This window comes from Craurococcus roseus, assembly GCF_039523795.1.
Taxonomy (GTDB): Bacteria; Pseudomonadota; Alphaproteobacteria; order Acetobacterales; family Acetobacteraceae; genus Craurococcus; species Craurococcus roseus.
The window spans coordinates 17,105-31,493 of record NZ_BAAAFZ010000001.1 but is presented as its reverse complement, the minus strand read 5'-3'; the positions used below and the strand labels follow the sequence as shown (position 1 = coordinate 31,493).

General features: G+C 75.2%; 13 protein-coding genes. 7 read left to right on the top strand and 6 right to left on the bottom strand.

The annotated features are described in order from the left end of the window. Positions 1-31: 31 nt before the first annotated feature. Complete coding sequence (locus tag ABD067_RS00130) at positions 32-1,891, top strand: AsmA family protein (RefSeq protein WP_343893092.1); 1,860 nt, start codon at positions 32-34, stop codon at positions 1,889-1,891. A gap of 39 nt (positions 1,892-1,930) precedes the next feature. On the opposite strand, the gene ABD067_RS00125 is transcribed toward ABD067_RS00130, so the two are convergent. Continuing rightward, a complete protein-coding gene (locus ABD067_RS00125) occupies positions 1,931-2,728 on the bottom strand; it encodes a potassium channel family protein (RefSeq protein WP_343893091.1) in 798 nt (265 codons plus the stop codon). Positions 2,729-3,232: 504 nt separating this feature from the next. On the opposite strand from ABD067_RS00125, the gene ABD067_RS00120 reads away from it, so the two are divergent. After that, positions 3,233-3,487, top strand: coding sequence for a hypothetical protein (locus ABD067_RS00120; protein ID WP_343893090.1), 255 nt, complete (start codon positions 3,233-3,235; stop codon positions 3,485-3,487). Between the two features lie 36 nt (positions 3,488-3,523). Here the strand turns inward: ABD067_RS00120 and ABD067_RS00115 are convergent, their stop codons facing one another. Together ABD067_RS00115 and ABD067_RS00110 are read right to left on the bottom strand one after the other, a co-directional pair. Continuing rightward, positions 3,524-4,075: a PRC-barrel domain-containing protein gene (locus ABD067_RS00115; protein ID WP_343893089.1), complete on the bottom strand. Its 552-nt coding sequence runs from the start codon at positions 4,073-4,075 to the stop codon at positions 3,524-3,526. 131 nt (positions 4,076-4,206) lie between these two features. Next, positions 4,207-4,704 (bottom strand): hypothetical protein, encoded by a 498-nt coding sequence (locus ABD067_RS00110; protein WP_343893088.1) that lies wholly within the window; start codon positions 4,702-4,704, stop codon positions 4,207-4,209. Between the two features lie 547 nt (positions 4,705-5,251). On the opposite strand from ABD067_RS00110, the gene ABD067_RS00105 reads away from it, so the two are divergent. Both ABD067_RS00105 and ABD067_RS00100 read left to right on the top strand, forming a co-directional pair. Further along, a complete protein-coding gene (locus ABD067_RS00105; RefSeq protein ID WP_343893087.1) occupies positions 5,252-5,818 on the top strand; it encodes a hypothetical protein in 567 nt (188 codons plus the stop codon). 8 nt (positions 5,819-5,826) lie between these two features. Next, a complete protein-coding gene (locus tag ABD067_RS00100) occupies positions 5,827-7,119 on the top strand; it encodes an MFS transporter (RefSeq protein ID WP_343893086.1) in 1,293 nt (430 codons plus the stop codon). Positions 7,120-7,153: 34 nt separating this feature from the next. Here ABD067_RS00100 and ABD067_RS00095 read toward each other — a convergent pair whose 3' ends face one another. From ABD067_RS00095 to ABD067_RS00085, 3 genes are all read right to left on the bottom strand, one after another. Next, a complete protein-coding gene (locus ABD067_RS00095) occupies positions 7,154-8,107 on the bottom strand; it encodes a DUF3616 domain-containing protein (RefSeq protein WP_343893085.1) in 954 nt (317 codons plus the stop codon). Between the two features lie 168 nt (positions 8,108-8,275). Next, positions 8,276-9,868: an MFS transporter gene (locus ABD067_RS00090; RefSeq protein ID WP_343893084.1), complete on the bottom strand. Its 1,593-nt coding sequence runs from the start codon at positions 9,866-9,868 to the stop codon at positions 8,276-8,278. 226 nt (positions 9,869-10,094) lie between these two features. Next, on the bottom strand, positions 10,095-11,612 hold the full coding sequence (locus ABD067_RS00085; RefSeq protein WP_343893083.1) for a DegQ family serine endoprotease: 1,518 nt from the start codon (positions 11,610-11,612) through the stop codon (positions 10,095-10,097). Positions 11,613-11,749: 137 nt separating this feature from the next. Between ABD067_RS00085 and ABD067_RS00080 the strand changes: the two genes are divergently transcribed. The 3 genes from ABD067_RS00080 (at position 11,750) to ABD067_RS00070 (ending at position 14,323) form a co-directional block, all read left to right on the top strand. Further along, the gene (locus tag ABD067_RS00080; protein WP_343893082.1) at positions 11,750-12,430 is read left to right on the top strand and encodes a response regulator transcription factor; all 681 of its coding nucleotides are present in this window, start codon (positions 11,750-11,752) and stop codon (positions 12,428-12,430) included. Beyond that, positions 12,414-13,811, top strand: coding sequence for a sensor histidine kinase (locus ABD067_RS00075; protein WP_343893081.1), 1,398 nt, complete (start codon positions 12,414-12,416; stop codon positions 13,809-13,811). The genes ABD067_RS00080 and ABD067_RS00075 overlap by 17 nt, the downstream gene beginning before the upstream one ends. 179 nt (positions 13,812-13,990) lie before the next feature. After that, positions 13,991-14,323, top strand: coding sequence for a hypothetical protein (locus ABD067_RS00070; protein ID WP_343893080.1), 333 nt, complete (start codon positions 13,991-13,993; stop codon positions 14,321-14,323). Positions 14,324-14,389 lie beyond the last annotated feature (66 nt).

Below are 14,389 nucleotides of genomic sequence, written 5' to 3'. Positions count from 1 at the left end.
GGCCGCCGTCACCGTCATGGGAGTCGACGCCATGAAGTTCGTTCGCATCGTAGCCGTCATCTTGCTGGTCCCCGTGGCGGGGACGGTCGTCGTGGCGGCCGCCTTCGGCGACCGCCTGCTCGCCGCCGCGATCGAGCGGGCGGGGCCGGCCCTGGTCGGGCGGGACGTGCGGGTGGGCGGCGTTTCCATCGACTGGGGCTTCCCCACCAGCGTCACCGCGACGGACCTCGTCGTCGCCAACGCGGATTGGGGCGGCGGCACGCCCCTGCTGCGCGCCGGCCAAGCGGAGGCCACGGTCGAGTTGCTGGATCTGCTGCGCCTGCAAGTGTCGCCGGTGCGGCTGGCGCTGCGCCAACCGGCGCTGCACCTGGCACGGGACGAGCGGGGGCGGTGGAACCTGCCGTCGGCCGGGGGTGGTGGCGACGGGAGCGCTTCGGGCGGCGGTTCCCTTTTCCAGGTCGCGGCGCCGCGCGAGATCGAGGTCGAGGGCGGCGAGGTCACCGTGGATTACCTGGCGTCGCCGGGCGTCGAAGCGCGGATCGCGGCGCTCTCGGCGCGCGGCACGCCCAGCGGCGTGGAGTTCCGCGGCACGGCCAGCCTGGAGGGCGGCGCCCCGATCGACGTTTCGGGCGGGACCGGTCCCTTGGCGGCGTTGTTCGGCGGCGGCGAGGGCGAAGCGAAACCCTTCCCCATCCGGCTGGAGATCGGCCCTGAAACGGCGCGCCTGTCCGCCGACGGGCACATGGCCCGGCCATTCGATCTGGCCGGCGTCGATCTCCGTGTCCAAGGGCAAGGGGACGACCTCGCGCCGCTGCTCGCCGCGCTCGCCGTCCCGGTCGCCGCCACGCCGCCGTTCCGCTTCACGGCCCACCTCACGGACATCGAGCGCGGCTGGCGCTTGCGGAACCTGGCGGCTCGCTTGGGCGAAAGCCGGATGGAGGGCGAGGCGTCGGTTCTTCTCGCGGGTAGGCCGAAGCCCTTTCTGAAGTTCGATCTCGTGGCGCCGAGCGCCGTGACGTCGGATTTCGGCTGGCTGGCTTCTGCCGGCGGCAGCGGCAGCGGCAGCGGGGCCTTGGGCTCCTGGATGGACGCGAAGCTGCCGACCGCGTGGCTGCGTCGGGCCGAAGCGGAGGGCGACCTCCGCGTGGAGCGCCTCGAAGGCTTGGCGACCGAGCCGGCCGGGTTGCGCGCCGGTGTCGAGATGAAGGACGGCCGCTTGCGCCTCCAGCCGCTGCGGGTCGAACTCGCGGGCGGCGCGGCGGAGGGAAGCGCGACCGTCGAGGCCGCGGACGCCGACGCCCCGCCCCGGGCCGGGCTGCGGCTGGAGGCGGACGGGCTGCGGCTCGGCCCGCTCCTGGCGGCGTTCGGCGCCGGCGAGGTCGCGTCGGGGACGGCCAGGACGGCGTCCGCCGATCTCAGCGGACGAGGGACGACGCTGCGCGAGGTCGTGGCGGGGCTGGACGGGGTGGCGCGCTTCCGGGTCGCGGACGGGACCGTCCGCGTGCCCGGCTTGGCGCAGCTGTCGATGGGGCTCGTGGAGACGTTCGGCGCGGTGCTGGGCGTCGGAGGGGACGCCGGCGCCACGCCGGTCGCCTGCGCCATCGGCGACCTACCGGTGCGGGACGGCGTCGTCCACACCGAGCGGCTGGTGATGGTGACGCAGCGCGTGGCGATCACCGCGGAAGGCACGATCCGGCTCGGAGACGGGACGCTGCGCCTCACCCTGACGCCCAGCCCGCTCGACGAGGCGCTGCTCCGGGTCGTGGTGCCGGTGGTGCTCAGCGGCGACCTGGCGTCGCCCGAGGTGGAGACGCACCCTGAACTCCGCGTCGGGGCGGCGCGGACAGGGGTCCCGGCCGATGTATGCGCCGAAGAAGCCGGCGGCCGCTGAGGCGCCCGGCGCCTGGCCGGGCGCGGGCCACTCGGCCGATCAACCCTCCCCGTGGCGGCGGAGCAGCTCGCCGCGCAAGGCCGCGACCTCGTCCCGCAGCGCGGCGAGGTCGTGCGCGCCCGCGACCTCCGCGTCCGCATCGGCGGCGTCCCGGCCTACGAAGAAGCTGGCGAAGGAGGCGGTTATGTAGCCGAACACCGCGAAGCCGTAGAGCGCGAGTAGGAAGCACAGCACCCGGCCCTCGGCCGTGCGCGGCCAGAATTCCGAGCCCATGGTGGCCAGCAGCATCGCCGTCCACCACAGCGCCTCGCCGTAGGAGGCGAAACCGCCCTCCACCTCGGAGGCGGGCTCGAAGGCCAGCATGCCGCCCGCGCCGAGCAGGGCGACGAGGCCGGTCAGCAGCACGACGTAACCGAGCCCCCGCCGGCCGAGGCTCGCGCGGAGCGCGTTCATGCCGCGATTGGCAGTGCCCACGATCCGCACCAAGCGCAGGCCGCGCAAAGCCCGCGCCGCGCGCAGCGCCCGGAGCGCCCGCACCATCCGCAGCGCCGGCGCCAGCAGCGAGAGCACGGTCAGCCAGTTGGCGCGCAGGAAGGGCAGCTTCTCGGGGGCGAGCGCGAAGCGGACGGCGAACTCGACGACGAACACGGCCCAGATCGCCGTGCCGAACACCTCCAGCAGCCGCGAGGAGCCCCAGGCCAGTTCGGCGAGCACGATGGCGAGCCAAGCGAAGCTGAGGACCAGCATGGGCGTGCGCAGCCACGCCTCGAGTTGCTCGAGCGCATCCAGCCGCTCGAACTTTTCCGCCTGCCCTTCTCCGGACACCCGAACACCCATGCAAACCGCCTCCCGGCAGCGAACGCGCTTCGCCCCCTGCGGCTGCCGCGCGACTTGACGCGCGGTCCCTGCGGCGGTGGCGAGAAGCCCACCGGTCCGAACCGCCGGCCATTGCACGGGTCCTGAAAACGCCCCGTCCCGGTGTGTTCTGGCCGGTTTTGCAATCCCATGGCGCCCGGGGCCGGCCCCGATCGTGAAGCGACCGGCCTCGTCCGGCGCCTCGCTGGCGGCGCTCCACGGGCGAGCCCGCGAAACATACGCATTCGTATGCCGCAGGCGAGGCGCCGGTGAGCGGCGGTCCCCACCTCGCGTGGTGAACCGTCCCGTTGAGGGTCGGCCCGGATCGAGGTGAGGACGATGCCCAACACCTGCTCCATCCAGCGTGCCGAAAGGTGCCCGGGGACACTTGCCACCGGCGCCGTGGCGCGGGTCGAACGGGGCGGAAGCCGCGCCGCTTCCGCCGCCCAGTCCCCGAAGGCCGGCTGAGGGCGGGGGAGCGCCGCGGTGCCGAAGTCCCGCTTCGAGTACGCGCTCCTGGAGTTGTTCTTGCAGGCCGAGGCGGAGGGCCGTCGCGGGCCGGCGGAGCACCTGATGCGGGCTTTGGAGGCGCTTTACGCCGGTCCTGACACGGCGGCAGACCCGCCGACCTCCGGGGACGACAAAGGAGCGGTGTCGATCCGGCGTCGATCCCTTGAAGCCGTGGAGCAGCCGCCGCAACGGGACGGCGGCGCGGGGCGGGGTGGACGCCGAAACGAGTGAGCGTCGGCGGGCTGTGCCGCGCCCGGGCGGCGCGGCTCAATCTTCCCAGGGCGGCTGCGCTTCGACTTGGGCTTGGCCCAGCGGCGTGACGAGGCGGTCGCCCTCGCGCCGAAGCTGGTCGAGCATCACGACGACCTCGCGTCCGCCCACACCGAGCAATCCGCCGATCTGCACCGAGACGGCGACGATGCGTCCGCCCCTTGTCTGCAACACCTCGTCCACTTGGCCCACGCGTTCGCCCGTCGAGCCGCGCAATTCCATGCCCGCCAGTTGGCCGACGCTGGCGCCGAGGGACGGCACGGCCGCCGTCCGGTCTTCAACCTTTTGCAGGTTCAGGGTGCCCGAAGCTTGCGCCAGGACGCGCCGGGGCCGAGCGTACCCCAGAAAGGCCACTGCGGCAGCGGCCGCGGGCAGAAATCGACGCGAAACCATCATCTTTCCTCCGTGGGCTGGACTGGCGCGACGTGACGGGACGCGCGCCGTTGCGACGGCCGGCGTGCCGGGCACCGGCGTGGTCGGCTCGTGCGCCTTTTCCACCCGGTCCGCCGGGCTCCGGCCAAATGCGGGCCGGACGAAAAGGATCGGCAATCCTTCTCGAAAGGGGTGCGAAACCGGTCAGCAGCGCACCCGTGGCGTCGCGCCGCGAGAGCGGAGCCGCGCAATCGGCGACACCGCCGCTCAAGGCCGGACGTCGGGTGCCCTTGCCGTTGCCGTCTCGATCAGCCCTCCCAACCGCCGGATGCCCGTTCCGGGCCGACGCCGCGACCGCGGAGCCGCTCGTAGCGGCGACCGTCCGCGCCGCGTTCGGGCAGGGAGGGCAGCCATGTCATGGCGTTCTGCACCCGGACAAGGGCTTGGCGCGCTTCCGCGATCGCGCCGTTGGCGCGCGGCAGCGAAGGCTGGCGCTGCATCAGCACGAGCGACCGGCGCAGATCGGCCGCGGCGCGTTCGAGCCGTTCCATGGCTTCGCCTTGCGCGACGTCGTTCCAGGCCAGCCCCACCGGGAACTCCGGCGCGTCGGTCGGTTCGCCGGCAGCCGCGGACCTGCGCCGCCGCTCCTCCTTTCGCCCCGCGAGATAGCCGCGCTCGAACGCCTCATCGGGCGCGCGATCGAGTTCGCCAAGCCACGTCGCCGCCGCGTCCGGATGGGAATGGCGCGCGGCGCCTCCCCATTCCTGCGCGGCGGCTGGCCCGGCAAATACCAAGCCGCCGAGCACCGCTGCGGCGAACCCCAACGGGGCGCGGTTCTTTTCCTTCGCAAGCTGTGGCATCGCTCCTCTCCTGAACCGTGACCGCCAAGGCCGGCCCGGGCGCCACGATCACGCCACGGCGCCCGCTGCCCGGACCAGAGGAGATGAGGGACAGGGAGGCGCGTCGCAGCTACGGTCACCACCTATGCAACCGTTTCGGCGCCCGTGGGCGCCCCGCCGCCAGCTCAGGGCGGCGCGGGTGTCGTAAAGCTGCGCCCGTCGGATTGAGGCGCGCCGCCCGCGCCGCAGCGCCCGGCCTCCGTTCAGCGGCCCGCCACCCGCGGCTCGGCCGCCAGCACGGCGCCTGCCGGTAGGCGCCGTGAAGCAGGACGCGCGTCCGTCCTTCTCCGCCGGCGCCGATGCGGTGATGGGGCCTTCCGCGCCAACCGACCGTTCCCGCTCGGCCGGCTCTGCGGAGCCTTCCGCACCGATCGCCTGCGGCGCCCGTCAGGAACGACTTGGCTCCGCGCTTGTTCATCGACGGTTGCCCGGCTGCGATGAACGGGAGGGGCCGATGAGCACCGCAAAGCATGCCACGCCGCGCGATTCCTTCACGACCGTCACGGCGGGGACGCCCCGTAGGCCCCGCCGGCGCCGCGAAAGGCGGCCGGTCGCGGTCCGCTGCGCCCTGCTCGCCTCGGCGCTGGTCTTCTCGCCGCCGGCCGCGCCTTCCGCGGACGAGGCGACCGAGGCGGTGACGCCCGCCGTGCGCGAGTCGATACCGGACGGGACGGCGGTCCGCGTCCTGGGCCGCGACGTCAAAGGGCCGTCGGGGCAGGTCGTCGCCCAGGTCGTCAACGTGCTGGTGGACGGGTCGGGCCGCCCGCTCGCCGCCGTCCTCGACTACGGCGGCTTCATGGGGGTGGGGAAACGCAGGGTCGCCGTGGCTTGGCGGGCGCTGAGCTTCGTGCCAGGCGGAACCCCGGGCGGCAGCGGCATCACCCTCGGTTTGACGCGGGACCAGTTGAAGGGCTTTCCGGACCACAAGGACGGCGAACCGATCGTCGTCGCCGCCCCGCCGGCGCCTCCCGGCGCCCCCGCCTCCCCGGACGCCGCGCCGTCCGCCACCGGCCCGAAGTAGGCGCGCGCGTGGCGCCAAGCAAGCGGAGCCAGCGAGCGCTCGACTGGCTGAACTTCTTCGTTGCCGACGTGCAGACCGGTTTCGGGCCGTTCGTCGCCGTCTACTTGGCCGCCCAGGAATGGACGCAAGCGGAGATCGGCCTCGCGCTCAGCGTGGGGGCCTTCACGGCCATGGTGAGCCAAGTGCCGGCCGGCGCGCTGGTGGACGCCACGCCGCGGAAGCGCTTGGCCGCGCTCGCGGCGCTCATCGCGGTCGCGGCGAGCGCCTTGCTGCTGGCGACGTGGCCCGCGACCCTGCCCGTGCTGTTCGCCGAAGTGCTGCACGGCTTCGCCAGTTGCGTGCTCGCCCCGGCGGTCGCCGCCATCAGCCTCGCCCTCGTGGGGCGCGGGGGGTTGAGCGGGCGGCTCGCCCGCAACGTGCGCTACCGCGCCATCGGCAACGGGATCGCCGCCGGCGTCCTGGGCGCCGCGGGCACCTACGTCTCGGGCGCCGCGGTGTTCTGGTTGACCGCGGCCCTGTGCGTGCCGGCCTTGGCGGCGCTCGCCGCGATCCGCCAAGCCGACCTCGCGCCGCCGGCCGAAGCGGCGCAGGCGTCCACCGGCGGGGGGCGTGGCGAGATCCGGCGCCTGCTCGCCGACCGGCGGCTGCTGGTCTTCGCCGCCTGCTGCGCCCTGTTCGCCCTGTCCAACGCCGCCATGCTGCCGCTGGCGGGCGTCGAGGCGAACAGGAACACCGGCGACATGGCCAACCTGGTCATCGCCGCCGGGATCGTGGTGCCGCAATTCGTGGGCGCGGCGATCTCGCCGTGGGTGGGGCGCTTGGCCGAGCAGCGGGGCCGGCGCGCCGCCCTGTTGCTCGGATTCGGCGCCTTGCCGGCGCGCGGGCTGCTGCTGCCGCTGGCGGTCGCCGACCCTTGGATGCTGATCGCCGTGCAGGCGCTGGACGGGGTCAGCGCCGCAGCGCTCGGCGTGTTGCTGCCGCTGATCGCCGCCGACCTGACGCGCGGCACCAACCGATTCAACCTGTGCATGGGGATTTTCGGCTTGGCAACGGGCGTCGGCGCCACGCTGAGCACCGCCGCCGCGGGGGCGATCGCCGGGTGGCTGGGCGCCGGCGTGGCGTTCGTGGCGCTGGCGGGCGCGGGGCTGCTCGCGGTGCTGCTGGTGCTGTTCGCCATGCCCGAAACGCGGCCTGCGGCGGGTGACGGCTCCCGGAACTTGCGCGAGGGAAAAACGGCGCGACCGCCGACGGACGTCGTCCCTGCCGAGGTCGAAGCCCCGGTTCCCGGGCGCTCCGGATGAGCGGAACCGGCCAGGACGCCGCGGGACCGAACGTTCAGCCGCGCGGCTTGCCAACCTTGTACTCGGTCGGCGCGCCGCCCTCGACGCCGTCGTGGATGACCAGCGCCCGGTAGGACGCGGCGTCCTCGCCTAGGACGAGCAGGGCTTCGGGTTTGACACCTGCCCGTTCCAGGCCGACCGGCCGGAGGGGGACGGCTTGGCTGCCCGGCCCCGGCCAGAAGAAGACCACCGCCCCGCCTTCGGCCTCGTCGCCTTCGGGCAGGGCCGGCCCCGCGAGGACGAGGAAGCCGCCGGCCACGGGGGCGAGATCGCGGATGCCACGCTCGCGGCCCCGCCGGTCGGCGCCCAAGGCGAGGCGGGACACCGTCGTCGAGGGGGCGGCCTGGCCGAAGACGGCCTGCTCCGGGACGCTGACCACGAAAGCTTGGCCGCCCGGCGAAGGCGCCCTGAAGCCCAGGTGCATCGTGCCGTCGCGCACGGCGAGGCCCTCGATGTTGGCGCCGCCGTCCCGCAACGTCGGGCAGGGGCGCCGGCCGTCGGCGCCGCAGAACGATTCGCGGATGCCGTCGACGGCGCCGACGATCCGCGCCAGGGCGCCGCTCGACTCCGCCCGGCCGTCGGGTCCGATGCGGTAGGCCGAGTACCGGGACGGTTGGCGGTCGCCTTTCCTGCGGGAGGCGCCGTGCGAACCCAAGACGTAGAACCGCCCGCGGTCGAACGCGGCCGCTTCCGCATCGGCTTCGCCGTCGCCCTCCGCCGGCACGAGCGCGACCGCCGCGCCGATGACGATCCTCGGCCGTTCCCCCGGGGCCTCCTCGATGGTGAAGAACCGCGCGCGGCGGCCTTCGTCGCCGACCAGGAGGCAGCGCCCGTCCGGGGCGCAGGCGGCGCCGCTGAACTCCAGCGCTTCCTTGCGGGGGACGGGCTCGCCGGCGAGCGCCCATTCCGTGCCTTCCGCGGCGCCGGCGGTGCGGCATGGGAGTAGCATGAGGGCCGAAGCAACCGCCGCGCACCCGGCGAGCACGAGTCCCGGCAGAGCCGCCCGGCGCGGAACGCCGGGGACCGCAAACGCGAGGCGTGGCGCGTCCATGGCGCTCCTCCTTCCCCGCCGACGATCCTCGTTGCCGGGAGCCCGCCGCGTCAATGGCGGCGCCTCTCAAGGCGGGGCGGGCCCGGGCCGCATGCGCCGCCCGAGGAGCGCGACGGCGGCCAGCGTCAGCGCCAAGCCCGCGAGCGTCGCCGAGACCACCAGCGCGGGCAACTGCGCGTACTCGCCGCGTTCGACCGGGAACAAGGCGTTGAGGCCGCGCGAAAGGACCGCGCCGGCCTGGAGGGCGAGGTTCATCAGCGAGGCGACGAGCGCGAACCAGGTCGCCTGCCGCCCCGGCGGTGCGTGCAGCGCGATCAGCGTCAGCATCGGGATCATCCCGAGCTGCGCCAGCGGCGCGGAGAGCACCGTGTCCACCAGCCCGATCGTCCGCGCCCCGAAGCCGAAGGCGGACTCGGTCCAATGGTGCAGGCCGAACAGCATCCCGATGGTCGGCAGCGTGAACGCGGCGCCGAGCACCGCGAGCCACGCCAGCACCGCGCCGAGCGGCCACCGCACGATCCGCCCCCCGAGCAGGAGCGACCCGGCGATGGCGAGGCCGGTGCCGATCTGGGCGAGCACGCCGAAGAACGCCTGGTCGTAACCGAGGACGTCGATCTGCCACCATTGCAGCCCGGGCCCCGGCGGAGGCGCGGCGCGGAAGGCGAAGATCACCGCGGCGGCGGCGGCCATGGCGATCCGGGTTTCGCGCGGCACACCGGCCACCGTGAGCCGGAGCAGCCAGAGCAGCACGCCGAGCGAGAGCGCGAGGCCGATCTCGGGCGCGAACGGTGGGTCGAGAACGCCGAGGGCGAGCAGCGCGGCGGCGAAGGCCGTGCCGCCGCCGAGGATGCGGGGGTCGGGCCGCGCCGCGGGCGCCTCTTCCGCTGCCGCCGCCGTCTCGTCTTCGCGCAGCAGGGCGACGGCGAGGAGCGAAGGCAGGGGGATCGCCGCGGCGAGGAGGAACACGGCCTCGACCGGCAACGCCTGCGCCGCCCAGCCGCCCGCGCCGGCCACCGCGAACGCGCCGCCCATGGTGAAAACGCGCCCGAGCACCTGCACGTCGCCGAGTTCCGCCTGCACGGTGGCGGGGTCGCGCGGCGCGCCGTCCGGGCCCGTCCGGTCCACCACCTCCGTCGTCAGCGCGTCCGCCACGCTGTCCTGGATGACCAAGCCGACCACGGCGGCGAGCGACGCGGCGACGTACACCGCCTCGACCGGCAGCGGCCCCGTCCGGCCCGCCGCCGCGGCGGCGAGGGCCAGGTAGGCCGCCGCGTGGAGCAGCGCGCCCCCGAGCACGTAGACGCGGCGCCGCGAGCCGAAGACCGGCACGGTGTCCACGAGGTGCCCGAACACCATCTTCAAGGTCCAGGGCACGGTCAGCCAAGCGGACAGCGCGAGCAGGTCCGCGGCCGAAAGGCCGAGCCGTTCGCGGACCCAAAAGGTTTCGGCGATGGACGCGAAGCCGCTGGCGCCGGCGACGAGGTAGACCAGCAGCGGCGGCGCGGTGCGCAGGTTGAGCGCGCGGAGCGGCGCCAGCGGGCCGGCATTGCTTCGCCGGGATTCCGCCGCGTGCGCGGGCGCGGCGTCCGGCTCGATCCCGGCGGCGGAGGGCGCCGCGGCGTTCGCCGACGCGGATTCGCGTGTCGGAGGCGGAGGCATGATCGTGGACCACGGTTCTGGAAGGGCGGGGTGGAGGCGGGAGCGCGCGGCGGCCCATGGTAGCGGCCGCCGCGCCGGAGACGGAAACACAGGACCCGGTTCGGGGCTCCCGTTCCCCCCGCCCGCCGCTCCCTTCGCCAGTTCCTCCACCGGCCGCGGGACGGCCGGCGGCGGGGCGGGGATGGCCGGCGCGCGCGGCCTCTCCCGCTTCGACGCGCCGCCGTCGTCAGCCCGCCGTGGCGGCCAGCGGCAGGGCCACGAAGAGCCGGGCGCCGCCGCGTTCGACCAGCAGCGCGATGTTGGAGCGGCCGGCTTTGCGCGCGGCGTCGACCGCCTCGGCCACGTCGCCCGGGGCGGCGATGTCGCGGTCGCCGGCGCGGACCACCACGTCGCCCTGTTGCAGGCCGCGCTTCTCCGCGACGCTGTCCGGCTCCACGCGCGCGACCACCGCGCCCCCTTCGCCCTTCGCCGCGTCGGGCCGAGGCGCGAGGGCGAGGCCCAGCGCTCCCTTCCCGGCCTGCTCGCCGGCGCCCTTGCCCGCCACGCGCGCGCCGGGCACCTCGCCGAGGGCGACCCGCTGCTCGGTGCGCCGGCCGTCGCGCGACACGGCGAGGGGCAGGGTCGCGCCCGGCTTGGCCTCGGCCACCGCCGACGCGAGGTCGCGGGGGTTCCGCACCGGGCGCCCGCCGGCCTCGAGCACCACGTCGCCCGCCTTCAGCCCGCCCTTGGCGGCCGGCGAGCCGGGCTCCACCCCGGCGACCAGGGCGCCGCGCGGCTCGGACAGCCCGACCGCCGCCGCCAGCTCGGCGTCGAGCGGCTGGAGCGACACGCCGAGCCAGCCGCGCTCCACCTTGCCGTCGTCACGCAGGTCGGCCACGACCCGCTTGGCCAGGTTGGAGGGCACGGCGAAGCCGATGCCGATGTTGCCGCCCGACGGCGAGAAGATGGCGGTGTTCACGCCCATCACCTCGCCGTTCACGCCGAACAGCGGGCCGCCCGAGTTGCCCGGGTTGATGGGCGCGTCGGTCTGGATGAAGTCGTCGTAGGGGCCGGCGCCGATCTGCCGGCCGCGCGCGGACACGATGCCGGCGGTGGCCGAGCCGCCCAGGCCGAAGGGGTTGCCCATGGCGAGCACCCACTCGCCCACGCGCAGCCCGTCGCTGTCGCCGAAGGAGACGTATGGCAAAGGAGCCCCGGCCTCGACCTTGAGCAGCGCGATGTCGGTCTGCGGGTCGGTGCCGACCACGCGCGCCGGCAGCTCGCGCCCGTCGGAAAGCTCCACCGTCACCTTCTCGGCGCCGCCGACGACGTGGTTGTTGGTCACGACGAAGCCCTGCGGGTCGATGACGAAGCCGCTGCCCTTGCCCGTGGCCGGGCGGCCGCGGGGCGGCTGCTGGCCCTGCCCCCCGCCGAAGCGGCGGAAGAACTCCTCCAAGGGCGTGCCGCGCAGTTCGGGCGGCACCTCCGCGGCGCGGGCGGCGGAAGACGGGCCGCGGCCGGCGACGGTCACGCCCACCACGGCCGGGGTCGCGCGCGCGGCGAGGTCGGCGAAATCGGTCTGGCCCGGCGCGCGCGGCAGCACGACGGCGGTGTTGTCCCCTTTCGCGGCGGGTTGCGCGGTGCTCCCTCCGGGGAGGACGCTGAGCGCGGTGGTGCCGAGGGCCAGCGCGAGCAGGCCCGCGGCGGCGACCGTGCGCGTCCGCGGCTTGGCGGCGGCGGGCGTTGCGGGATCGGTGTGCGGCATGGGTGTCGTCGCTCCTGTTCGCCGCCCGGGAAGGGGCGGATCGGCGAGGGATGTGGGGCGCGGCGATCACCGGGTCCTCGCGGGCGGCATACCGATCCGTATGCTTCGGGCCGGCCCGCCCGCCGGGGAGGAGGACCATGAGGATACTGCTGGTCGAGGACGACGCCGAAACGGCCGACTACGTGGCGCGCGGCCTCACGGAAGCGGGGCATCTGGTCGACCGGGCTTCCGACGGGCGGGAGGGCCTGATCCTGGCGAGCGACGGCGGCTACGACGCCTTGGTGGTGGACCGAATGCTGCCCAAGCTCGACGGGCTGGGCCTGGTGCGCGCGCTCCGCGCGGCGGGGGTGAAGACGCCGGCCTTGTTCCTGACGGCGCGCGCCGGCGTCGGCGACCGCGTGGAGGGGCTGGAAGCCGGCGGCGACGACTACCTCGTCAAGCCCTTCGCCTTCGCCGAGCTGCTCGCGCGCCTCAACGCGCTCGCCCGACGCCCGCCCTTGCAGGGCGAGCCGACGGTGCTGCGCGTGGGCGACCTGGAGATGGATCTCCTGCGCCGGACGGTGGCGCGGGCGGGCAAGCGGATCGAGTTGCAGCCGCGCGAGTTCCGGCTGCTCGAATACCTCATGCGCCGGCCGGGGCAGGTGGCGACCCGCACCATGCTGCTGGAAGGCGTGTGGGACTTCCACTTCGACCCGCGCACCAGCGTGGTCGAAACCCACATCAGCCGGCTGCGCGCGAAGGTGGACCGGGACTTCGGCGCCGAGCTCATCCACACGGTGCGGGGCGCCGGCTACGCGATCCGTGCCCCCGGCGGGTGAAGGCGGGCGCCGCCGCCCGGGTTGGCTGCGCACAACGGCCTTCCGCGTCACGCTGCTCCACCTCGCGCTGACGCTGCTCGGCACGGCGGCGCTGTCCGGCGTGGCGTGGTGGGCCACCATCGGCTTCGCGGCGCGCCAGCTCGCGGCCGATGTGGAGCAGGAGGCGGGCGTGCTGCAGCGCGCCGCGCGCCTCGGCGGGGCGCCGTCCGTCGCCGTCTCGGTGGAGGCGCGGATGGCGGCCGACCCCACCGGCACGGGGTACTACCTGCTGGCCGCGCCGGACGGCGGGCGCCTGGCCGGCAACCTCGCCCAAGCGCCGCGCGCCGCGGGTTGGAGCACCCTGCGCCTCCAAGGCGGGCCGCAGCCGGAAACGGAGGTGCTGGCGTTCGGGACGCGGCTGCCCGACGGCGCCTTCCTGGTGGTGGCGCGCGGCCTCGCCCCGGTGCGGGACCTCGAAGCGCGCCTGCTCGGCGCGGCGGGCTGGGTGGGGGGCGCCGCCCTGCTGCTCGGCCTGCTGGGCGGCATCGCGATGGGCCGCGGCGTGGCGCGCCGGGCCGCCGCGATGGAGGCGGCGCTCGCGGCGGTGGAGGCCGGCGACATCGGCCGCCGCCTCCCGGCGCGCGCCGGCGGGGACGAGTTCGACCGCCTCGCGGGGCGCATCAACGCCACCCTGGACCGGCTGCAGGACCTCATGGCCGCCGTGCGGCAAGTCACCGACGACATCGCGCACGACCTCCGCACGCCCTTGTCGCGTTTGCGGCAAAGGCTGGAAGCGGCGGCATCGGGGCGCGAAACGGACGCCCGGAGAGCCGTGGGGGACGCGATCAAGGAGTGCGACCGCATCCTGGGCGTCTTCGAGGCGCTGCTGCGGATCGCCCAGGTGGAGGGGGGAGGCGCGCGCGCCTCGTTCAAGCGCTTCGACCTTTCGGGCGTCGTCGAGGCCGTGGCCGAGGTGTACGGGCCCGCCGCCGAAGAGCGCCGGCAAACCCTGGAAACGCGGGTCGCGCCCGGCGTGGCCGCCTGGGGCGACCGGGAGCTAGTGACGCAGATGCTGGCGAACCTGGTCGAGAACGCGGTGCGCCACGGGCGCGAGGGCGGCCGTGTCGAGGTGGCGCTGGAGGGGGCGCCCGGCGGGGGCGCCGTGGTCACGGTGGCCGACGACGGCGCAGGCATCCCCGCCGCCGAGCGCGGGCGCGTGTTCCGCCGCTTCCACCGCCTGGACGCGGCGCGGTCGTCGCTTGGCACGGGTCTCGGCCTTGCGCTGGCGAAGGCGGTGGCCGACCTGCACGAGATGGCTATCGAGCTGTCGGACAACGCCCCCGGCCTGCGCGTGGCCGTGTCGGTCCCGCCTCCCCCGCGGCAGGACGGGCCGCCGCGGTGACGCGCGCGGGCCTCCGCTGCGCCCGGAGGCGGCCGGGATCTTCGGCACAGGCGTCGGCCGAGGCCGGCGGTGAGCGCGCGTCCGGCGGACTCATCGCGGCGTTTCCTTCGCGCGCGGTCACGCCGAATTGCGCGACGGGGACGTGGGGCTCGGCGCCGATCCGCGTATCACCCGGATCGATGGCACACCGACTGTTCGCCTTGGTCCTGCCCGGAGTCGCGTCTTGGGGCGGCCCGCGTCCCGACCGCATGGTGGCGGGGATCGGGCACGCGCTGCCCGAGGCGGACTGGCCGGCCCTCCGTTCCATGCCGGACGCCGAGCGCGGCCGCCACCAGGGCGCGCCCGCCGGTTTGCGCGACGCCCGGCGGGAGGTGGACGCGGCGATGATCCGCAAGCCCTTCGACGTCGCGGCGAGGCGCGGGGCGATGACCGCTTGGTCCGGTCGCGGCACCGCCTTCGGCGGCGCCTTCACGAAGGTCCACGCCATGGCCGCGGGGCGGCGCGAAGGCTGAATGGCGCGGCGCGCGGGACCGGGCTTGCCGCGGCGCCGCGCCGCGTTGCTGCCGCTGGCGCTGCCG

Bases quoted from the DNA above. Each gene is read 5' to 3' on its own strand.
- ABD067_RS00130 (WP_343893092.1), top strand. From the start codon at position 32: ATGAAGTTCGTTCGCATCGTAGCCGTCATCTTGCTGGTCCCCGTGGCG.
- ABD067_RS00090 (WP_343893084.1), bottom strand. From the start codon at position 9,868: ATGCCTCCGCCTCCGACACGCGAATCCGCGTCGGCGAACGCCGCGGCG.
- ABD067_RS00085 (WP_343893083.1), bottom strand. From the start codon at position 11,612: ATGCCGCACACCGATCCCGCAACGCCCGCCGCCGCCAAGCCGCGGACG.
- ABD067_RS00070 (WP_343893080.1), top strand. From the start codon at position 13,991: ATGGCACACCGACTGTTCGCCTTGGTCCTGCCCGGAGTCGCGTCTTGG.
- ABD067_RS00125 (WP_343893091.1), bottom strand. From the start codon at position 2,728: ATGGGTGTTCGGGTGTCCGGAGAAGGGCAGGCGGAAAAGTTCGAGCGG.
- ABD067_RS00080 (WP_343893082.1), top strand. From the start codon at position 11,750: ATGAGGATACTGCTGGTCGAGGACGACGCCGAAACGGCCGACTACGTG.
- ABD067_RS00105 (WP_343893087.1), top strand. From the start codon at position 5,252: ATGAGCACCGCAAAGCATGCCACGCCGCGCGATTCCTTCACGACCGTC.
- ABD067_RS00095 (WP_343893085.1), bottom strand. From the start codon at position 8,107: ATGCTACTCCCATGCCGCACCGCCGGCGCCGCGGAAGGCACGGAATGG.